The 22,314-nt window shown below is 41.5% G+C and carries 20 protein-coding genes; 8 read left to right on the forward strand and 12 right to left on the reverse strand.

Features of this window, described 5'->3' with window-relative positions:
• Positions 1-70 precede the first annotated feature (70 nt).
• From nikA to RCP16_RS09155, 6 genes are all read left to right on the forward strand, one after another.
• Entirely contained in the window at positions 71-1,603 is a 1,533-nt protein-coding gene (gene nikA / locus RCP16_RS09130) for a nickel ABC transporter substrate-binding protein (protein ID WP_308642250.1), read from the forward strand.
• Between the two features lies 1 nt (position 1,604).
• A complete protein-coding gene (gene nikB / locus RCP16_RS09135) occupies positions 1,605-2,555 on the forward strand; it encodes a nickel ABC transporter permease (RefSeq protein ID WP_308642251.1) in 951 nt (316 codons plus the stop codon).
• Positions 2,555-3,406, forward strand: coding sequence for a nickel transporter permease (nikC, locus tag RCP16_RS09140; RefSeq protein ID WP_308642252.1), 852 nt, complete (start codon positions 2,555-2,557; stop codon positions 3,404-3,406). The genes nikB and nikC overlap by 1 nt, the downstream gene beginning before the upstream one ends.
• Positions 3,407-3,409: 3 nt before the next feature.
• The gene (locus RCP16_RS09145) at positions 3,410-4,213 is read left to right on the forward strand and encodes an ABC transporter ATP-binding protein (protein ID WP_308642253.1); all 804 of its coding nucleotides are present in this window, start codon (positions 3,410-3,412) and stop codon (positions 4,211-4,213) included.
• Entirely contained in the window at positions 4,213-5,001 is a 789-nt protein-coding gene (locus RCP16_RS09150) for an ABC transporter ATP-binding protein (protein ID WP_308642254.1), read from the forward strand. Before RCP16_RS09145 ends, RCP16_RS09150 begins: the two co-directional genes overlap by 1 nt.
• A gap of 258 nt (positions 5,002-5,259) precedes the next feature.
• Complete coding sequence (locus tag RCP16_RS09155; RefSeq protein ID WP_371748228.1) at positions 5,260-6,240, forward strand: LCP family protein; 981 nt, start codon at positions 5,260-5,262, stop codon at positions 6,238-6,240.
• An 80-nt stretch (positions 6,241-6,320) separates the two neighbouring features.
• Here the strand turns inward: RCP16_RS09155 and RCP16_RS09160 are convergent, their stop codons facing one another.
• Entirely contained in the window at positions 6,321-6,905 is a 585-nt protein-coding gene (locus RCP16_RS09160; protein WP_308642256.1) for a TetR/AcrR family transcriptional regulator, read from the reverse strand.
• Between the two features lie 179 nt (positions 6,906-7,084).
• On the opposite strand from RCP16_RS09160, the gene RCP16_RS09165 reads away from it, so the two are divergent.
• The gene (locus RCP16_RS09165) at positions 7,085-8,287 is read left to right on the forward strand and encodes an MFS transporter (RefSeq protein ID WP_308642257.1); all 1,203 of its coding nucleotides are present in this window, start codon (positions 7,085-7,087) and stop codon (positions 8,285-8,287) included.
• Between the two features lie 83 nt (positions 8,288-8,370).
• Here RCP16_RS09165 and RCP16_RS09170 read toward each other — a convergent pair whose 3' ends face one another.
• The 11 genes from RCP16_RS09170 to RCP16_RS09220 all read right to left on the reverse strand — a co-directional run bounded on the left by RCP16_RS09170 (position 8,371) and on the right by RCP16_RS09220 (position 21,967).
• Complete coding sequence (locus RCP16_RS09170; protein WP_137222867.1) at positions 8,371-9,126, reverse strand: SDR family oxidoreductase; 756 nt, start codon at positions 9,124-9,126, stop codon at positions 8,371-8,373.
• A gap of 365 nt (positions 9,127-9,491) precedes the next feature.
• A complete protein-coding gene (locus RCP16_RS09175; RefSeq protein WP_308642258.1) occupies positions 9,492-10,304 on the reverse strand; it encodes a LutC/YkgG family protein in 813 nt (270 codons plus the stop codon).
• Positions 10,297-11,832 carry a LutB/LldF family L-lactate oxidation iron-sulfur protein gene (locus RCP16_RS09180; protein WP_308642259.1) on the reverse strand — a complete coding sequence of 512 codons (1,536 nt, stop codon included), beginning with the start codon at positions 11,830-11,832 and terminating at the stop codon, positions 10,297-10,299. Before RCP16_RS09180 ends, RCP16_RS09175 begins: the two co-directional genes overlap by 8 nt.
• On the reverse strand, positions 11,829-12,557 hold the full coding sequence (locus RCP16_RS09185; RefSeq protein ID WP_308642260.1) for a (Fe-S)-binding protein: 729 nt from the start codon (positions 12,555-12,557) through the stop codon (positions 11,829-11,831). The genes RCP16_RS09180 and RCP16_RS09185 overlap by 4 nt, the downstream gene beginning before the upstream one ends.
• 137 nt (positions 12,558-12,694) lie before the next feature.
• Complete coding sequence (locus tag RCP16_RS09190) at positions 12,695-13,453, reverse strand: DeoR/GlpR family DNA-binding transcription regulator (protein ID WP_069325919.1); 759 nt, start codon at positions 13,451-13,453, stop codon at positions 12,695-12,697.
• Between the two features lie 20 nt (positions 13,454-13,473).
• Positions 13,474-14,949 (reverse strand): rhamnulokinase, encoded by a 1,476-nt coding sequence (gene rhaB / locus RCP16_RS09195; RefSeq protein WP_308642261.1) that lies wholly within the window; start codon positions 14,947-14,949, stop codon positions 13,474-13,476.
• On the reverse strand, positions 14,946-16,160 hold the full coding sequence (gene rhaI, locus RCP16_RS09200; RefSeq protein WP_308642262.1) for an L-rhamnose isomerase: 1,215 nt from the start codon (positions 16,158-16,160) through the stop codon (positions 14,946-14,948). The genes rhaB and rhaI overlap by 4 nt, the downstream gene beginning before the upstream one ends.
• A 464-nt stretch (positions 16,161-16,624) precedes the next feature.
• Positions 16,625-18,694 (reverse strand): bifunctional aldolase/short-chain dehydrogenase, encoded by a 2,070-nt coding sequence (locus RCP16_RS09205; protein WP_308642263.1) that lies wholly within the window; start codon positions 18,692-18,694, stop codon positions 16,625-16,627.
• A 356-nt stretch (positions 18,695-19,050) separates the two neighbouring features.
• Positions 19,051-19,773: a ThuA domain-containing protein gene (locus tag RCP16_RS09210; RefSeq protein ID WP_308642264.1), complete on the reverse strand. Its 723-nt coding sequence runs from the start codon at positions 19,771-19,773 to the stop codon at positions 19,051-19,053.
• 39 nt (positions 19,774-19,812) lie between these two features.
• Positions 19,813-20,757: an oxidoreductase gene (locus RCP16_RS09215; RefSeq protein ID WP_069325914.1), complete on the reverse strand. Its 945-nt coding sequence runs from the start codon at positions 20,755-20,757 to the stop codon at positions 19,813-19,815.
• 49 nt (positions 20,758-20,806) lie between these two features.
• Entirely contained in the window at positions 20,807-21,967 is a 1,161-nt protein-coding gene (locus RCP16_RS09220) for a Gfo/Idh/MocA family protein (RefSeq protein ID WP_308642265.1), read from the reverse strand.
• A 182-nt stretch (positions 21,968-22,149) separates the two neighbouring features.
• Here RCP16_RS09220 and RCP16_RS09225 point away from each other — a divergent pair, with 182 nt between their 5' ends.
• On the forward strand, positions 22,150-22,311 hold the full coding sequence (locus tag RCP16_RS09225; protein ID WP_175425104.1) for a hypothetical protein: 162 nt from the start codon (positions 22,150-22,152) through the stop codon (positions 22,309-22,311).
• Positions 22,312-22,314: the final 3 nt, after the last annotated feature.

The following is a 22,314-nucleotide window of genomic DNA, read 5'->3' on the forward strand; positions in this document are numbered from 1 at the left end:
AAACACTGTGCAATATGTACATCGTTAGTCATACCGTTTACAGATTTGCTATATATAAGGGGGATTTTTCTTGTTATTATTATCTAAAAAAATAGGTTATTCGATTTCATTCGTTATATTTGTTTTATTGTTAAGTGCTTGTACTTCACAGACTTCTTTTACTTCGGGTGAAGCGAAAAATACCAAAAAGCTAACCCTTTTATTCAATGTGCAAAGCAATACCATTGATCCTCATACCGATGTAAACTATACCGCTTCTCGTGCAGGGATTAGCGAAACGCTAGTTAAGATTGATGATGAGCAACAACTACAACCGTGGTTAGCCACTTCTTGGAAAAGTAAAGATGGACAAAATTGGACATTCCAGATTCGTCCAAATGTTACTTTTCACAGTGGTGCTCCTGTCGATGCACAAGCGGTTAAATCTTCATTAGAACGTGTCACTCAAGAAAATCCAGCGATTCGTAATGCGCTACATATTGAGAAAATGACAGCTAATGGACAAACCTTACAGATCGTTACCGACACCCCTCTTCCTCAGTTCCCTTCTGAACTGGTACATCCTAATACGGGTATTATTGATACGTCTGTCGATGCAAGTACACCAAGTGGTACAGGCCCTTTTGTATTGACCCAATTCAAGCCCGGTATAGAAGTAGATGTGAAGCGGAATCCGAGTTACTGGAATGGACAGGTTAAGTTAGATGAAGCAACCTTCTCTTTTAATGAAGATGCGAATGCTCGTCTGTTGGCACTACAATCGGGTAATGCAGATGTAGTCTATCGCTTCCCTGTAGAAAGTCTGTCTCAATTACAAACGGATCCTAATCTAGTGATTGAATCTGTGCCTGGATTACGTGCACATCAGCTTATTTATAATATGGAGAATCCACACCTTGGCAAATTACCTGTTAGACAAGCGATCGACGCATTATTAAATCGTCAAGAAATTGTAGATGCTGTTATGTCAGGTCAAGCTTCGGTAGCGGAAGGTCCTTTCTTAGCAGATTCACCTCTTTCTCCAAAATACACAGCGAAGCCATTTGATATAGAACGTGCACGTACGTTATTTGCTCAAGCTGGATATACGGTAACCAATGGACAAGTGACTAATAACGGGGCACCTTTAACTTTCAACCTTGTAACGTATCAGTCACGTGCTGAATTGCCTATTATTGCTCAGCTTTTACAAGCCAATGCTACTCAATTAGGCATTAAGCTGAATATTCAGCAGGTCGATAATGCAGATGAGTATCTAGCCGAAAATAAAAATTGGGATATGGCGATCTATAGCTTTATTACAGCGCCACGTGGAGATGCAAGTTATCTCCTCAACTCAGTCTATACACCAACAGGTGGGCTGAATTATGGACAGGTCAAAGACCCAGCACTCAACACATTAATCCAACAATTAAACCAAACGGTAGATGTAGAACAACGTAATCAGATTGCCCAACAAGCAGTAGAAATGATCGATCGCAACTTGCTACACTCTTATATTATTCATCCGAATAACTTTGTGGCGCATCAGAAACGTGTCAGTGGCTGGGTCACAAGCAAAAGCGAATATTATATGTTAACGAAAGATCTGGATGTGAATTAATATGCGTATTTTTGTACAGAACATAACAGGATTATTGTTATTTCTTCTGATCTTATCGTTTATTAGCTTTTGTCTACTGCAATTAGTGCCGGGTGATCCCGTTCGTAGCATGTTACGAGTCGATGATGTAGCTGTGACGGATGATCAGATACAGCAGATGCGTGAACAACTTGGGCTGGATCAATCTGTTTTTGTTCAATATGGATACTGGCTTCAAAATCTATTTTCGTTAGATCTCGGTAACTCTTATATGACTGGACGACCTGTATTTATTGAATTTATCGAGAAGATTCCATATACCCTTATGCTGACAGGCACTTCATTGTTAGTGATGATTATGATTTCGCTTCCGCTAGGGATTCTGTCTGCCCTTTATCGTGGTCGTTTGACAGATCATTTGAGCCGAATCTTTGCACTGATTGGCTCTTCGATTCCTAGCTTCTGTTTAGGTCTGTTATTGATTGATCTATTTGCGGTTAAGCTTAGAATATTGCCTTCGATGGGTGAAGGTTCATGGCAACATCTTATTCTACCTTCGATTACACTTGGAATTGCGATGTCTGCGGTATATGTGCGGTTGATTCGGGCGAGTATTTTGGAAAGTAGTCATCAGGAATTTATTCGTTCTGCTCGAGCGCGTGGTGTAGGTAAACAGCGTATTTTCACTTTTCATCTTATGCGTCATAGTCTAATTCCACTACTGACTGTTTTTAGTGAAAGTATCGGCAGTCTACTTGGAGGAACCGTCGTTATTGAAGTGCTATTTGCGTATCCCGGTCTAGGAAAATGGATCGTCGATGCCATAACAGCACGGGATTATCCGATTATTCAAGGCTATATGCTATTTATGAGTATTTTTATTGTTTTACTGAATATGATCGTGGAATGGTCTTATCGCTACATCAATCCAGCTATTGCGATCGATCCGCGTAAAAAAGGAGTGACTTCCTGATGAGTCTGAGCATAGGATTACGTTACTCTTTTTTAACTCTATTTCTTTTATTTCTGATTGTCGCTCTAGTCTGGACACCTTACGATCCTTACCAAATTCAGATGGGTGATCGACTTCAGACGTCCAGCGCTATCCATTGGTTAGGTACAGATCATCTAGGCAGAGATTTGTTATCTCGAATTATGGAAGGTGCTCGTACCACTGTAGGTATTAGTCTAACGATACTGTTTGTATCTTTATTGATCGGTGTTCCTTTTGGACTGTTATCCGGTTATATCGGTGGCTGGTTAGATAAAGCATTCAAAAAAATTATAGATGCTTTTATGACATTACCCGATTATATCTTTGCCTTAATATTAACTGGATTATTAGGACCTGGATTAGTGAACTTGATCTTTGCGATTATAGCTGTCAAATGGGTTAGTTATGCACGGTTGGTACGAAGCATTGTACTGGAACAACGCCAAAAAGATTATGTCCAACTAGCAGAAATCAGTGGTATGAAGCCGTGGAAATTAGTCGTAAAGCATATTTTGCCACATACCATCGGTAATCTGCTTGTACTGGCTACACTTGATATCGGTAAAATTATTCTGATGATCGCTTCACTGTCGTATATTGGTCTGGGTCCACAACCACCTAGTCCGGAATGGGGCGCTATGCTAAGTGAAGGCAAAACGTATTTCCAGACCGCTCCACATCTTATGATTTTCCCGGGATTATGTATAGTCATCACTGTATTGTTGACCAATAGCTGGGGTGATCTTCTACGTGATCGGTACGATGTGCATGTTCAATCCCATTCAGCCAAGCGTTCAATGTCTTCTATTCTTTTCCGCAAAGGGGTGTAATCCATGTTATCTATACGTGGACTAACGGTTCATCATCAATTACAGACACTGGTTCATCCGCTAGATCTTCAGTTACATCGTGGAGAATGGTTAGCCCTTGCCGGTGAAAGTGGAAGTGGTAAAACATTGACCAGTCTAGCCATTGGTGGTTTACTTTCAGCCGATCTTCATGCTCACGGCAGTATTCAATTAGAAGGTAAAGAATTACTTCATTTATCAGAACCTGAACTTCGGCATATTCGTGGGCGTGAGATTGCTTATGTATTTCAAGATTATCAGAGTGCGTTCACTCCTTTTATTACAATTGGTAAGCAAATGGACGAAATGATACGTGCTCATACATCGTTATCCCGTCAACAGCGCCAACATTCCTGTTTAGCGCATTTAGAGCAAGTTGAATTACCTGCCAAGCAAGTCTACAATAGCTATCCGTTTGAACTCAGTGGAGGGCAATTACAACGTGCTGCGATTGCTACAGCGCTGTTGCTTTCTCCTAAAGTCTTAATTGCAGATGAACCGACAACAGCGCTAGATAGTCTAACATCGCGTTCCATTATTCAGTTAATTCAACGAATCCAGCAAGAAACAGGAATCGCTATTTTGTGGATTACGCATGATCTGCGTCAAGTCCAACGTACTGCTGATACATTAGTTATTATGAAGTCCGGACAAGTCGTAGAATCTGGAAAAAGTCACAGCATCTTTTTCCATCCTACACATCCGTATACAGTTCAACTTTTATCTTCTATTCCCAAATTACCTTCTCGCTACCGATTAGAGTTACAAAATAAGCAGGTGAATACGTAATGACAACGACATTTACACCTATTTTGAAAGCAGATCATCTTACTAAAATCTATAGCGATCGCCCTACTCCTGCATTATCTGATGTATCTTTGACGATAGGTAAAGGAGAATGTGTCGGTATTGTCGGTGAAAGTGGTAGTGGCAAAAGCACACTGGCACGCTGTCTATTACGTTTAGAATCGTTAGATCAAGGTACGATTGAATTTAGGCAACAACTGTATCGTTCGCTTAAAGGTCATTCTTTGCGTCAGGCAAGGCAACATATAGGAGCTGTATTTCAGCATCCTACAGCCGCACTTAATCCTAAGCTCACGATTATCGACTCATTAATGGAACCGTTAGATTTACAACCATCACTACGTCCTTCTTTTGTATCGCCAACGATTCGTAATCGAGAGCAGATCGCTACACAGTTACTTGAATATGTTCAATTACCTACCAAGTTGTTATCAGCCTATCCACATGAATTAAGTGGCGGGCAAAAACAGCGTGTCACCATTGCCCGGGCAATCAGTACTGAACCTGATCTGATCATCTTAGATGAGCCAACAGCCAGTCTAGATGTGACGAGTCAAGCCGCTGTACTGAAATTACTGCAAGAACTTCAACAATCGCTTCATTTATCATATTTGTTTATTTCACATGATCTAGCTGCGGTGTATCAAATGAGTGATCGTATTCTGGTGATGCGTCACGGGCAGATTGTAGATCAATTTGCATCAAACGATCTGTATCATGAAGAACGCCATGAATATACAGCTTCGCTTTTAGATGTATTTTTAGCGTAAAAATACTATTGGTTTAGTTCATATCTTATATAAACCCTTTTGAGAGTAGAGATCATTCTGCTTTAAAAAGGTTTTTTATATATTCATATTGTAATCATTATGTATATAAATAGTTCTTTTCGACTGATTCAGTAATTATTAACCATCTATTTATTATGTATATCGTCTAAAATATTGACAAAGTGTTGATACATCCATATGATTTATAAAGACGTTTTAACTATATAGATAAGTGAGGTTGGTCATTTGTTAAAGAAGATATGGAAACAATGGAAATGGATCGTTAGCATTTGTCTTATCATAAGTATCAGTACAGTTGGATATTATACATATTCGATTTACCAATTTGCTCATACGATTTCAATCGCAGATGATACGTACCGTTCTCCTTCTATGGATCAAGATCAGACTGCGCCTGTATCTATTCCGAAATGGGATGGCAAAGAGCCTGTGCACATTTTACTAATGGGTACAGATACTCGGGATGCTGATAGTAATGGACGTTCGGATTCTATGATGGTGGCTACAATCGATCCGATCACCAAAAAAGCCTATTTGATGTCTATTTTACGAGATACGTATGTGGATATTCCGGGTCATGGAAGCAGTCGGTTGAATGCGGCTTATTCGTACGGGGGTGTCGAGCTGGCTAAACAAACAGTCAGTGGTCTGCTCGGAGTTCCGATTGATTACTATGTCACGATTGATTTTGAAGGATTTAAGACATTGGTGGATACGATCGGTGGTGTCGAGATCGATGTGGAAAAAGATATGGATTATACCGATGGTGGCGATCAGCACCGCTATGATATTCATTTAACCAAAGGTTTGCAACATTTAGATGGAACTCATGCCCTTCAATATGTCCGTTTCCGTCATGATGCAACATCCGACTTCACGCGTACAGAGCGACAACGTAAGTTTTTGACTGCTCTTGCAGCAGAGCTGCAAAGCTCTACATCTATCGTCAAATTACCAAGTATTTTGAGTTCGATTGCGCCTTATCTGCATACCAATCTGTCTCTCAACGATATGATCAAATTATCTTCACTTGGCTTAGATATTAATCTGGATAAAACCGAAAAATTACAGATTCCACCGAATCATCTACTGCAAGAAATCAAAGTCAAAGGAGCTTCGGTGATCGGTGTTGATCCACAAAAGTTACATGAGTATGTGCAAAAGCAACTCTCTTCTAGCAACGATGATTCCAGTTCAGATACAACCGATAATAAGTAAACACAACAATTAGCGTCTGTGCCAGTGACTTGGTATGGACGCTTTTGATTTATATTTCGTATCTCTCATTTATATAAAAATTAATCTTCTAACAAAGACAAAATGCCTGTAATCGAATGTTCGATAAACGAACGTTCAGGTCGTGACTTCAACATCACCGTAAGCCCTATTAACGATACGATTAGCGTCTGTGCCAGTGACTTGGTATGGACGCTTTTTGGTAATTGCCCTGCTTGCACTCCCTGCTCCAAACGCTCTTGAAAAATGACTGTCAAATACATCTGATGTTCTCGCGTCAAAATTTCAATCTTTTCATCATGAGTCGCTAGTTCAACCATCGTATTGATACAAAAACATCCTCTACTCGTTTTCCCTCCATACCCTTCTCTAGCAATCTGTTCAAAAAAAGCACGAAATGCTTCTTGTACTGATACATGATCATGTAATTGCTGACGAACTGATACTGCATGCCATTGATTATATTTGCGCAAAGAAGCTTCAAATAATTCTTGCTTATCGCCAAACGTAGCATACAGACTAGGACGCTGAATCCCCATTCCTGTGGTGAGATCTGTCAAAGAAGTCGCTTCGAATCCATTTTCCCAAAATAATTGCATCGCTGCATCTAAAGCTTGCTCTTCATTAAATTCACGCTTCCGTACCATGATTACATATCCAACCTTTCTGTACCAATCAGTATATTATCATTCTATAGATGATCGATTTGATTGTCAAAGTGAATTTATTTATATTGACAATTGATTTGTAAAGGGGTTATATTGCTTGCGAATCATTTTGTACCAATCGGTATGATTAAAATATATTATAAAAGGATGATCTATCGATGAAGAAAACATTAGTACATACTTCATTTTCTCGTTCTATGGCTTTCTTATTTGCAGTTGCTTGTGGGTTGGCTGTCGCTAACATTTATTATGCGCAACCCTTGTTAGATGCGTTAGCTTCAGAATTTGGCATTACTCATTCATTGATCGGCGTTGTAATTACAGTTACTCAAATCTGTTATGCACTAGGATTGTTTTTACTTGTTCCTTTGGGGGATCTGATTCAGCGCAGACGTCTGATTATTATTCAAATGGGGTTATCTGTGATTGCGCTTGTCATCGTAGGATTTGCGCCAACAATCTATATTCTTTTTGTAGGCTTAGCTATTGTTGGATTGCTTGCTGTGGTCACACAGACACTGGTTGCTTATGCTTCTTCACTTGCTAAGCCTACAGAACGTGGACAGATTGTAGGTATCGTGACTAGCGGGGTAGTGATTGGAATTTTATTTGCACGTTCACTTGCAGGTTTTCTAACCGATTTGGCGGGTTGGAGATCTGTTTATCTGGTATCTGCTTGTTTAATGACTTTGATTACATGTGTCTTGTTCAAAATATTGCCAAGTGATCAGCAAGTTAAATCATCACTCTCGTACACTGAACTTCTTCGTTCTATGCTAGATTTGTATATTCAACAACCGATATTACGTATTCGAGGCATACTAGCAATGTTGATCTTTATTGTTTTTAGTATATTGTGGACTTCGATGGTATTGCCCTTAAGTGAACCTCCATTCTCGCTCAGTCATACAGCGATCGGAGCATTTGGATTAGCAGGAATTGCTGGTACACTTGGAGCTGTTCGAGCAGGCAAATTAGCGGATCAAGGCAAAGCTCAATGGACTACAGGCATCGCCCTTGTATTGCTACTACTCTCCTGGGTGCCATTATCGTATATAGGATCATCACTATACTGGTTGATTGTCGGGATTGTGTTACTTGATCTCGCTGTACAAGCTGTCCATGTGACAAACCAGAGTATGATTTTCACCATTTTGCCTGAAGCACGTGGTCGATTAACCGCAAGTTATATGATCTTCTATTCAATCGGTAGTGCCATTGGTTCTATGTCTTCCACGATGATGTACAGTTATGCAGGTTGGAGTGGAGTATGTTATCTGGGTGCTGGCGTAAGTCTGCTTGCTTTGGTGTTCTGGTTGGTTACGCTCAAAAACCCAGCTCATTCACAGTCGCCAAGTTGACCTGTGGTGAGCTAGGTTTCTATTTTTTTGATTCATCATTTATAGACATATAGCAATATTATAGAGAGAGGATAGACTGTTGATTACAAAATCTGTGGTGATGACTGACTGTTCATCTTCTGAAATATTTCGTCCAATTCTGCTCGTGAAGCGAGGCGTGATTTCTCAGAACTACCATAGCCTACTTCGACTTCGCCTGCTTCAATTCGTTGCATGATGCTATCTGCAAATTCATCTACCGGTACGCCCCAGTCATGTAGCCCTACACCACCTAGATCGGTATTAACACCTGGCGGGATAATCTCTACGACATCGATCGGTGAGCCTACTAATTGTTGGCGCAACGATAATGTAAATGAATGTAGCCCTGCTTTGGTCGCGCAGTAGATCGGTGCAGATGCTTTGGGTGAGAAAGAAAGCCCTGAAGTGACATTGATAATAGCCGCATGACTTTGTTGACGAAGATGAGGTAGAAATAAAGTCGTCAAATGAATCGGCGCATCTAGATTAATGGCTAATTCTTGACGATGAGCCGCCCAGCTAATTTGGTTATCATGAACCGAGAAATTGCGCTGTATACCTGCATTATTCATAATCATATTTAGCTTGGGAAATTCAGTCAACACACGATCTGCTAATCCCACACGATGAGCTTCTTCAGCTACATCTGTAACGATCGTATGTAATGCTGGATATTGTTTCTGCACATCATCCAACCAATCTTGACGTCTTCCACAGATAATAACTGTATTACCCAGCGCCATAAATCGTTTTGCGAAAGCCAAACCAATTCCTGATGCTCCACCTGTAATTAATATTGTATTTCCTGACATTTTCATCGTATAACCCTCCATCTATTGTAAAAATAGGACTTCTATTCATATACCCATTTTTACACAAACGATAGCTTAAATAGGGTAAACCGATTTAAAGATAATTTATTATTAGAGTAAATACATACTCTATGAAACATGTGTAGTTTACAATTTATTTTGAGAGTTATATGTTAAACTCCATTCATCAAGAGCTGTAAATCATGGAACAGTAACGCAAAAAGTGGGAAATAACGTTAATGATTGTATTGTTTATTTTAATTGTATGGGTACTTATGGGAATATATCAGTTTGCTGTTGCCAAATCATATAAAAAGCTGATCACAGTCTATAGTGATCAGCTTTTTATATGAGATATATAATTATGGCTATCACCCGATCAACAATGTATATACAATCCCGGGACCATGCACGCCGATTGTTAATTCATTTTCAATATCAGAAGAACGACTAGGCCCTGAGATAAAATGAATACCCGCAGGTAGATTCTCTCTGCCTTTACTATCCCATGGAATCAGTAGTTCGCCTAAGCGTGTCTGCAAGCGCTCGATTGGGAGTAACACGATACAGACGGTCGGTAATAGACTCACCGATCTACCTTGTGATGCAGAAGACGTTACCATAACTGTACCTGTATATGCAGCGGCTCCATCAGCCAAGACAATTCCGATATCCGCTTCGGCGGCTCTTGCTTTCCATGCTTCTTCTGTATGGCTATTCCACGCTGATATTTGTACATGGGGTAGGCGCGCTTCCAAAGTTAATGCTTCTGTCTCCGGTAATTGTTGGCGGACAATATACTGTGCATTCAACAGACGACTTTGTTCCGCAATAAATGCACCTGCTTCTTCCAACGTCTGCATCCGCAATACATTACCACCCACTTCGGTAAAATGCTTTGTGAATTTTTCGATCTTTTCAGCTTCATTCCAATTGAAATCTTGCCAGATCTCTGGTGCCCCGCGAAAAGGATGTTGCGGTGCTTCTTGGATTCGTGGGCGTTGTAGACGATCTGCAATATGGTTCATAAATGTCTGTTGTTTGGCTTTGGACTTCTGCTCTAATTCATCAAGCCAATCTGCTTGCGATGAATCATGTTGTTCATGATCTGGCGTAAGATGAGAACCTTCAGGATTGGGTACCACAGGTGGCTTAGCAGAAAAAGGTTGATTGGTGTTACTCATGTGATTCCCCTCCTGTTCTGCTTGTGGACTTGCTATGTTGGCGATCTGCAAGTACTTGTTCCATTCGCTGACGTACCGCAGGGTCTATCGTTTTCGGTTGAGCCGCAGTCTCCGCAGATAGTTCTTTCCATTGATCACGGAAAGAATGACTTGCTAACGTTGGAGCTACACGGTAGGTGTTCCATCCTTTAAGTGGTCCTAGTTTGAGATGAATACCACTATTATGCACAAATGGTTTTTGGGCAATTTTCCCCAAACGCATAGCTAGTGCAAATCGCTTCGAATTAGCCATTAATGTGGCAAACCCTTTCATACCGAGTGCTTCAAGTTTGTCGCCATGACCTCGCTCGACTTTGCGCCTGCGTAGAGAAACAAGCATATCGTGGAGCGGAATTTTGACCGGACAAGCTTCATAACAGGCTCCACATAGACTGGATGCACCGGCGATATCATCCCATTCGGCTACATTTTTATTCAGCGCTGGTGTTAACACAGCCCCGATCGGTCCACTATACGTTCCACCATACGAATGACCACCAATCTGACGATAGACCGGACAGACATTCAGGCATGCCCCACAACGGATACAATTGAGTAGTTCTTGAAATTCAGGATCACCCAACTGTTGTGAGCGACCATTATCCACAATAATAATATGCATTTCTTCTGGGCCATCAGCATCCACAGTACGCTTAGGTCCAGTAATGCCAGACATGTACATGGTTAAGCGTTGTCCGGTCGCCGAACGTGGCAGTAGGGTCGCCATCACTTCAAGGTCAGCCCATGAAGGAACGATACGTTCCATCCCCATCAATGTGATCTGCGTTTTAGGAACTGTAGTTACCATACGGGCATTACCTTCATTTTCAAATAACACCATCGAACCCGTCTCTGCGATCGCAAAGTTACATCCGGTCATCCCGATATCGGCTTCCAGAAATTTTTGCCGTAATTTGCGCCGTACATAACCTGCCAGAATCGTCGTATCCGGTTCTAACGTTTCCCCTGCATCTTCAGATAAAAGTTCAGCAATCTGGTAACGATTTTTGTGTATAGCTGGAATTACAATATGAGAAGGGCCTTCGCCGGCTAATTGGATAATATACTCACCCAGATCGCTCTCAATCGCTTCAATGCCAGATAATTCAAGCGCTTGATTAATATGCACTTCTTCTGACACCATAGATTTAGATTTGATAACAGACTGTGCTTCTTTCTGTCTGGCGATCGTCATGACGATATCTGTCGCTTCTACTGCATTATCCGCAAAATGAACATGGACTCCATTACTACGAGCATTTTCTACAAATAGATTGAGATAATAATCGAGATGAGCAATTGTATGCAAACGAATCTGACGACCCCGTTCACGCCATTCTTCCCAGTTCCCATGTTCGGTAGAAGCTACTTTTTTACCACTTCGTAGACGATCGGTTGTAAAACGCACTGCATTTCGCAGAAAATCATCATTTAGCGCAATATCTGCACGTTCTTTGACTGTACCACGGGTAGAAGATGCTGGATTCATCGTATATTCACCCCTTCATATAGAAGTTCAGCTAGATGCATAACCCGTACTTGTTCACCACGATGCCTAAGATTGCCTGCAATATTCATCAGACATGCCATATCCAGACCGACCAATACCTCAGCTTCTGTCTCCTTGATATGATCGACTTTTTCAGTGACCATCGCACCTGATATATCTGCCATCTTCACAGCAAATGTACCGCCAAAGCCACAGCAATCTTCAGCAAAAGGTAGCGGTACCAGTTCTAATCCTTGTACATGATTTAACAAGGCGATCGGTTCATCTTTGATTCCAAGCAGACGACTACCATGACAGGATGGGTGATATGTGACTTTATAAGGAAATGCTGCTCCGATATCGGTAATTCCCAATACTTTGACCAGAAATTGCGTAAATTCATACGTCTTACTTTCCAACTCGTGAGCTAGCGCTAAATATTCCGGTTCATCTTTAAATAATTCAGGATAATGATGAATCATATAGGTGCAAGAACCGGACGGAGATACCACAAAATCGCTAGATTGAAACGCTTTCAAAATCGTCCGTGCGGCTGTTCTTGTCTCATCCCAATACCCACTATTGTAAGAAGGCTGACCACAACAGGTCTGCACGGGTGGGAAATCAAGCTGTATACCATGTGCAGCTAATAGACGTACCATCGCTTCACCGACTTTGGGATAGATAGCATCACTCAGACAAGTAATAAATAACGATACTTTCACTCTGCACACCTCTTCCCTCTATACATAAGATGACAGCCATATCTTCTACGACTGCCATCTTTTATTTGCATATTCATAAGCGTATATCATTGTGTCATTAGCTTCTTGTTGCATCATTGTTATTGACAAGGATACATTTAGACAACTGTCACTTGAATCGATTGTTCTTGATATTGCGCTATACTTTCAGGAGATAGACGGCGATCGGTAATAAGTTCATGAACTTCACTCAAGTCCATCACATGGGTAAATGCTTGAACGCCGAATTTACTTGCATCTGCTAGCAAAATTACTTTATCCGCCATACCGACCATTTTTTGCTTCACTCGTCCTTGCATCTCGTTCGATTCGCTAACGCCTCGTTCGGCATGGATTCCTTTGCACGACAGAAATACTTTATCTACATAGTACGTATCTAGTGAACGCTCGGCTAAGGGCCCGACAAAGGATAGCGAGCGTGATAATAACAATCCACCTGTAGAAATCACATCAATCTTTTCTTTATTGCTAAGTTGTGTTGCTACACGAATTGAATTGGTCAGTACAGTCAATGGAATATCAGGTAAACTTTCCGCCATATACCATGCTGTTGTGCTTGCATCCAGTATGATTCGATCTTGCGGCTCAATCAGCTTAATCGCTTCGCGAGCAATCCGCCGTTTCTCTTCTGCATACGTAATTTCACGTTCGGAAAAAGGAGTCTCAGGTTGCTCGTCTTTGACACTGACTGCACCACCATGAGAGCGACGCAGTAATCCTTGACGTTCTAAGCGATCCAGATCACGCCGGATCGTCTCTTCGGTCACCTGACACTGTTCACTCAGTTCCGTTACACGCATACTTCCTTTTTCATTCACCAGTCTTACAATCATGTCGTATCGTTCTGCCACCAACATATCAGCCACACTCCGTATCGTTATTGGGTAGACACTGTGATCAATCGCAGAAATTGCCCGTAAGCTTCTTCCCAAGCTTGTACCTGCTCCGGTTCATAGATTTCGATAGGAAAAGAATCCCGGATTACGGTTCTTGCTTCCTGCATGTCTTTGAATGTCCCCTGTGCTATCCATTGTACCGCTAAATTGCCAATTGCGCTTCCCTCAGCAGGGCCAGCCCACACCGGACGACCGATCGCATTTGCTGACCACTGACACAGCAATTTATTTTGAATACCGCCACCCACCATATGCAATCCTTCAAATGTTTGGTCAGATAACTGTTCGGTCAGTTCTAGCACATAACGATATTTCAGAGCCAGACTTTCAAAAATACAACGCGTAAGCGCTCCATACGTATCAGGTGGCTGTTGTCCAGTCTGCCGACAATATTGACGAATCCGAGAACGCATATCTCCCGCATGAAGAAACAATACATCATCTGGATCAATCAGAGCCGCAAAAGCAGGAGCTTGCTGTGCATGATGAATCCATTGTTCAAATGAATAGTGATGCCCTTCCCGCTCAGCTTCACGCTTCAGTTCTTGAAAAATCCACAATCCCATAATATTTTTCAACAAACGATACGTGCCATAAGCTCCGCCTTCGTTAGTAAAGTTCCATTTCATCGCTTGCTCATGAATAATCGGTTGCTTCACTTCTGTTCCCATCAGCGACCATGTTCCACAGCTTAAATAGGCAAAAGAACCTGACAAAGCGGGTACAGCTACCACAGCAGAAGCGGTATCATGTTCTGCTACAGCTGTGACTGGAATCGCTGGAATCCCTAGATCAACCATTAATGAAGAACGTATACGCCCTGCTGATGATCCAGGTTGAACCGGTTTGTGAAACCATGAAGCTGGAATACCGATACTGGATAATAACTTGCGATCCCAATCTCCTTGTCTCACATTAAAGAGCTGTGTAGTCGTCGCATTCGTAAATTCATTAATCATTTCACCCGTCATAAAATAACGCAATAGATCGGGAATCATCAAAAAGCGCTCGGCTTCGCTCAGTAACGGTGAATCACTTTGGCGTAATGCAGCTAATTGGTAAATCGTATTAAACGAAAGAAACTGAATACCTGTCGCTTCAAAAATAGCACGTTTCGATAAGTGATCTTGTACTTTCTCCATCACTCCATGGGTATGCCAATCGCGATAATGGTATGGATTCCCCAGCAGTTCGCCATGTCGTCCAATCAATCCATAATCGACTGCCCATGAATCAATACCGATACTCTCTGGCAACATATGCTCTTGCTTGGCAATGATCAGTCCTTGCTGAATTTCATGATAAAGGCGCAAAATATCCCAATGTAAACGGTCGCCTACTTTGACTGGCTGATTGGTAAAGCGATGAATCTCTTGAGTCACGATCCGGTTATCGGTCAGCCTACCTATAATCGCTCGTCCACTGCCTGCTCCTAGATCGTAAGCAAGGATACTCACCAGCTTGCACCACCTTTGCCTCTCGCTAGAATCGAAGAACCATAATTATCCGCTAGATATGCTTTCATCGGATCAATCGGTACACCTATTTCTTCACGAATCGAATGTAACAATGGAGTCACATCAAATTCAAAAGCTTTACGCACCGCATCTTCTGCTCCTAATACATCACCTTTACGCTGTGCTTCGGCTACTTCTTGGTGGTCAATCAATAACGCTTTGGCATATTGCGTCTGCACATTCATCACTGAGCGAATCATCGCCGGAATTTTGGATTCGATATTGTGAGATTGATCGATCATATAGAGCATTTTATTCACGGTATCTACCAATAGTTGTTCCTGACTATCCAGTGCATCCAAAATCTGATAAAAGATTAAAAATAACTCATACGGATTCATAGTACCGACAACTAGATCATCATCTGCATACTTATAACTGTTAAAATGGAACCCGCCCAAACGACCTTCATCAATCAAATACGAGACAATATGCTCCACATTGGCCCCGGGTAAATGATGGCCCGTATCAACCAGTACTTGTGCTTGCTCGCCTAACTTGAGCGACAAATTATACGCCATCCCCCAATCCGCTATATCCGTATGGTAGAAAGCAGGTTCAAAGCATTTATATTCAATCAACAAACGCATATCGGGATCAAGTACTTTGTACATTTCTTGCAATCCTTCAAGCATCCAGTGTTTACGCTGACGAATACTGCCTTGACCGGGATAATTGGTACCATCGGCGAACCAAAGGCTGAAATCTTTAGATTTGGTTTCTTTCGCGATATCTACACATTCTTTCAAATGAGCAATCGCTTTATTCCGAATCGCTGAATCTGCATGAGTGACGCTACCCAGCATATAATCTTCATCTTGGAAAAGGTTGGGATTGATCGCTCCGATTGTCAGTCCTAAACTTTCTGCATGGCTACGTAATTGACTATAGTCATCTACTTGATCCCACGGAATATGGATAGCTACGGATTGGCAAGCCCCTGTTACTTTGTGTACTTGGGCGGCATCTTCTAATTTCTCAAATGGGGTACGTGGCACCCCGACTTTTTGAAATACTTTAAAGCGAGTTCCTGAATCGCCATATCCCCATGATGGAGTTTCGATTTGTAGCGCTTTCAATCTTGAACGGACAGTGTTCAGGTCGATTCCTCGGGACTGTTGTTGTTCTTCAAATAAGGCATAGGCATTCATTTTGTGGGCTCCTTTGGCAATTTTATGGATAGGTATCTGGGTGGGAGAACGCTATGGGAATATTATTGTTCTTGTCGTCGCTGTTGAAGTCATATCCCTTTGATTTCCGCTTTGCGGTAGGGATATGACTTCAAAGGCGATCGTTTCACTCTTTCAGAACAATAATATTCCCTTCGCTCAGAGGGGAGAGATACCTATGAAGTAAATATTTTAAAGGTTGGTTGGTGGGTAGCTAATGTTACTTTATTGGGAGATCATTTAGAGTTACTTAGGGTGCTTTGTTGAGATAGAGTGTTAATTTTATTTTTAGAAAAGCTTATTAGGTATTGCTTGTATAATTTTCCATGTTTATTTCCATATTATACCTATTATTGAATGATAAGAATGAGTTTATTTATTGTTATGATTTTAAAAGTATGATTTTGATTTTTATAATTAATTGGGTTGCCTCTTAACTGCACAGCTTAACGGGTGAATGCGGCTGGGACACCGCCGTCGATGGTTAGCATACAGCCTGTTGTTTTTTCGGCTTTGGATGAAGCGAAAAAGGCGATGCCTTCAGCGATATCTTTTGGATAAATATTGACCAGTAATGTAGTGCGTTTGCGGTAGTGTTCTTCTAATTGATCGGGTTCAATCCCGTAAGCGGCGGCACGTTCGTTACGCCAGTTAGAATTCCAGATCGCTGATCCTTGCAAAATAGCATCAGGTAAGATGGTATTGACACGGATGCCGTGTTCGCCACCTTCTGCTGCGATACAACGAGCAAGATGAGCTTCTAGTGCTTTGGCAGAACTATAGGCGGTTACACTTTTGCCTGCATAGATTGAATTTTTGGAGCCGATAAATATCATACTGCCGCCTAGTGCCTGTTCTTTCATCGCTTTAAAAGCTTCACGAGCGACCAAGAAGTAGCCTGTACCCAGAACATTCATATTCAGATTCCACTCTTTGAGTGTGGTATCTTCAAATTTACTAGAAGTGGCAAGACCTGCATTGTTTACAATAATATCGATTCCACCATAATGAATAGCTGTCTCTGCATATGCTTGAGCGACTTGTTCTTCACTGGTGACATCCATCTGGACAGCCAGTGCACGATGAGGGCCGTATTGAGCATTAATCTCATCTGCTACTTTTTGTGCACCTTCCAGATTCAAGTCTGCTAGCACTACATGAGCACCTTCACTTACCAGTCGACGAGCCGTTTCGCTTCCGATTCCTCCTGCTCCACCTGTAATGAGAGCAATTTGGCGTGAAAATTCCGTTTCGGCAGGTGCAAGCGATAATTTATATAATTCTAACGGCCAGTACTCTACATTATATGATTCTGATTCGCTCAGGGACACAAATTGTCCAAGTGAAGTCGCTCCACGCATCACAGCAATCGCACGATGATATAATGCTCCACTGACTAAAGACATCGCATGGCTTTTGCCTGTATTGATCATACCGATTCCCGGAATTAAGATGACTCGTGGTGCGGCTTCGAACATCACATCGCCTTCATGTGCATTTTGTTCAAAGTAATCTTGATATTTCTGTTTATAATTGGTAATGCCTTGAATGACTGCTTGTTTGAGTCCTTCATGATCTTCAGCACTTGGTTGCCAGTCAATAAATAAGGGTGTCATTTTGGTATGTACAAGGTGATCTGGACAAGCCGCGCCTACTTGGGATAATCGACTTGCATCGTTCGCATTTACAAAAGAAAGTACATCTTCAGCATCGTCAAATGTTAAAATCATCCGCTTACTGTCACTTACTGCTCCACGTACTGCTGGCATGATGTGAGCAACCAATTCACGGCGTTGGTTAGCTTCTAGAGATTGAACTTTCTCGCCACCGAATAACGGTTGTTGTGAAGCTTTTTGTTCGATATAGGTTGCAGCTTTATTAATCATTTCGATCGTTTTGGCATAACATTCTTCCTGTGTAGCTCCCCATGTGACTAGACCATGTTTCTCCATCAAGACCAATTCAGCATTGGGATGATCCAGTACGCCTTGAGCGATCATTTTGGACAATGTGAATCCCGGGCGAATATAGGGAACCCAGACAAAGGTATCTCCGAAAATCTCTTGAGCTATTTCTTTGCCGTTATCTGCGCAACACAGACCGATAATCGAATCAGGATGGGTATGATCGACATGTTTGAAAGGTAAAAATGCGTGCAATAATGTCTCAATCGATGGGCGAGGTGCTTTGGCATCAATCATACAATTGGCGAGATAAGCAACCATCTGATCATCAGGCATTTCTTCTTTTTCAAATAATGGACGAATATCATCAAGTCGTAATCCTGTAAAATGTTTGGCTTCCATCGACGCTAGATCAGAACCACTGCCTTTGACATACATCACTTCAATCTCACGACCTCGAAAATCAGTTGTGATTTCTTTGCTAGATGTATTACCTCCACCCCAGTTACATACACGGCGATCTGAACCAATAAGATTAGAACGATATACCAGTTGATCTACACCTTCTGTAATCTTTGCAACCTGTCCTGTGTTCCACTGATTCGGTATCATGATATTCCTCCATTAATGAATAAGTTTGGATAGATATTTGGATATGTTTGTTTTGCTTTGATAGGAGTATATCATCTTTGAATACGTTTGAAAAGTTTATAAACAAAAATAAACGGGTTTAATTTTAAAAATGTTAACGCTTACTCAAAATTTTACGGAAAATAATACAGTCTTATAAAGATTATTAACTGCTTAATTAACATATAAAAAGCCATTGTATTTGCTTCAGTCTATTTCTCTTAGAATAAACAGAGTCATATGCTGATAAAGCATTTTGTACAATGGCTTAATATGGTGATATTGATTTTGGAAGTTCCTTTTTATACATGGAAAGTACGCTTTCGCAGAATAACACTTTACTGACTATCTGCCATACCTGAATAGACTTGACCTGTAGCTTGAGCTTCTGCCTGCGCTCTGGTCTTACCATCGGCTGCCCATAATAATCCACGACGCATCATTTCTTTGACAGGTGGCATATCTACGATATCGGCATGATGACCTAGCGAGTTGTAATACACTCTGCCTGTACCCCATCGCTTTGTCCAAGCGACAGGCATCTGTACTTGACCATTAAGACGATGTGGACCATCTACGATTGGAAAAGTTGTCGTCGCCAGCACTTCTATAGCAGGATCAATATGAAGATAATACTGTTCTGATTTCACTTGAAAATCAGCTATTCCTTCAACAAGCGGACTGGAGATTGGCTTGATATTGACGGTATACTCTACTCCATCATTTCCGGGATGTGCTACCCACTGTCCTCCTGTCATGAACTGCCAATCGACATTTTTACGAAAAGCATCACACATGCCTCCATGACAACCCGCTAGTCCTGTACCTTGTTGCACCGCCGCAGAGACATGATCTACTAATTGTTGTTCAATGTCATCCATCGTCCATACAGGTACGATCAGATCAAGCCCAAGTAATTTATCGGCATCTCTAAAAGCTTCTAGATCATTCGCTAGTTCTACCTCAAAAGAAGCTTCTTCCAGTATATCTGCAAATATGCGAGAGACTTGTTCAGGCTCATGCCCATCCCAGCCACCCCATACGATCAATGCTTTTCTCATCTTTAACACTCCTTAGAATTCTAATGGATGGTGCAAAAATTATGAAAATGATGCAAATTCAGGTTGCTTCCATTCGTAGTGAACACCGGTCAATGATTCAGACAGCGTCCATAATTGCTTAGAAAGATCGGCTTGATATAGCTTATCAATATGATCATCTGACTTGGGATATCCTTTGCGTCCACCTTTACCATCTGGCCCTATATATTCTCCGCCATGTACTGCTGGAGAAGTCGCCGCATATAAGGTAGGCAAAGCACCCATTAATGCAGGTTGTCCGAAAGAACGAGATAACAATCCAAATATGCCACTCACAGGCTTGCCTGAACCACGTGAAGCCAAGTTGGTATGTGTAAACCCTGGATGACAAGCCACACTGATCACATCTGCTTGATGCTGTGCTAGACGTAACTGTAATTCACGAGCAAATAGCATATTAGCAAGCTTACTTTGACTATAAAATTTAAATGCTCGATATCCTTTGCTGCCATCCAGATTATCGAAATCGATCTTACCTGCATACGCCGCAATACTACTCAATGTTACGATTCGAGCTGAAGGTGTAGCAAGCAGATGAGGTAATAGTAAACCTGTCAATGCGAAGTGCCCTAAATGATTACTACCGAATTGTAACTCAAATCCATCTTGAGTACGGCTATAAGGAGGCATCATCACACCTGCATTATTAATTAAAATCGATAATTGATGATGCTTCTGTCTGAACTCTTCAGCAAAATTACGAATACTGGCTAATTCACTCAGATCCAGACGCATTAATTGTAATTTGGCGGTAGGATGAACATTCTGAATATTTTGAAGGGCTTGTTGACCTTTTTCATAATTGCGTACAGCCATAATAATCTCTGCTCCGCGGCCAGCCAGTATACGAGTCGCTTCGTATCCTATACCACTATTGGCGCCTGTAATAACGATCGTTTTGCCTTGCATATCAGGTACTTGTGATTCATCCCAGTGAGTTGTCATCAAATGTCCCTCCTTTTTATCGCTAATGGTCTTGCCCATTGCTGTAGTTCTACATATCAGCGATATTGATCCAACGACGCTCTTCAATAGAACGTTCGACTGCTTCTAATACTGCCTGACACTTCACTCCGTCTTCAAAGTTAGGCGAAGCTTGCCGTTCTTCAGTGATCGCATTAACCAGCTCTAACATTTCATGAATAAACGTATGTTCAAATCCAATCGTATGCCCGGGTGGCCACCATGCATCCATATAATCATGAACATCATCTGTTGCTAATACCCGGCGGAATCCCTGTGTATCTGCTTCGTCTGATGTAAAGTAGACTTCTAATTCATTCATTCGTTCAAAATCAAACTTTACACTACCCAGACTGCCATTAATTTCAAATGAATTGGTCGAACGATGCCCTGCTGCAAATCGGGTTGCTTCAAAGCTGCCTAAAGCTCCATTTTCAAATCGACTCATAAACAATGTTGCATCATCGACAGTCACATCGCCTTGTGGACCATTTTGATTTCCTTTAGCACTTAAGCCTGTCATTTCTGTAGCTAGTGGACGCTTTTTGATAAATGTCTCACTCATTCCGATCACTTCTTCCATATCCCCTACAAGATAATGCGCAAGGTCTATTAAATGAGCCCCAAGATCACCATGGGAACCAGAACCGGCAATTTCTTTTTGCAGACGCCAGACTAATGGGAAATGAGGATCAAGCAACCAGTCTTGTAGAAACCATGCACGAAAATGCCGAATTTCTCCCAACCGCCCGCTATCAATTAACTTCTTCGCTAATCGTACCGCAGGTGAGAAACGATAATTAAACCCAATCATATGCACAATTCCTGCTTGATTTGCGGCTTCTAACATTTCGCGTGAATCAGCAAGTGATAAAGCTAACGGTTTCTCACAAAAGAGATGTTTACCCGCTTGTACGGCTGCTAACGCAATTTCTTTGTGCATATTACTTGGTGCATTAATATCAATCAGATCAATATCAGGACGAGCGATCAAATCTTGCCAATCTGTTACATGTTCTGCCCAACCGAATTGCGCTGCAGCTTGTTCCACTTGCTTGGAATCACGACCACAGATAACAGACATGTGAGGCTTTGCTGCTTTTGGAAAAAACATCGGTAGACTGCGATATGCATTGCTATGCGCCTTCCCCATAAATTTATACCCAATCATGCCAATATGTATATCTTTCATCTGATCTCCTCCTTAGAAATATAACGCTTTCATAAAAAAGAATATCAATCCATCACTTGATTTTATTATGGCAGAATCAATAGTCGATCACAATCAAATCCAAAACAATGTTTGTCCAAAGCGAGAACGGGTATATATAGAAAGGAACACTATACTGATTTCAATACGAGGAGGAGTTAATCATGACAGAAGAAAACAAACAACCCGAAACTCATTCAGAAGATACACTGATGGAGAAAAAGAGAAAAGAGGATGGCTCCAATATCGAGACACAAGCCGATGAATGGACAGCCAAACCTTCTCCAAAAGCAGCTGGAGATGACGATAAATCTGATAAAGAGTAATCT

Source organism: Paenibacillus nuruki (assembly GCF_963311185.1).
GTDB classification, from domain to species: Bacteria; Bacillota; Bacilli; order Paenibacillales; family Paenibacillaceae; genus Saccharibacillus; species Saccharibacillus nuruki.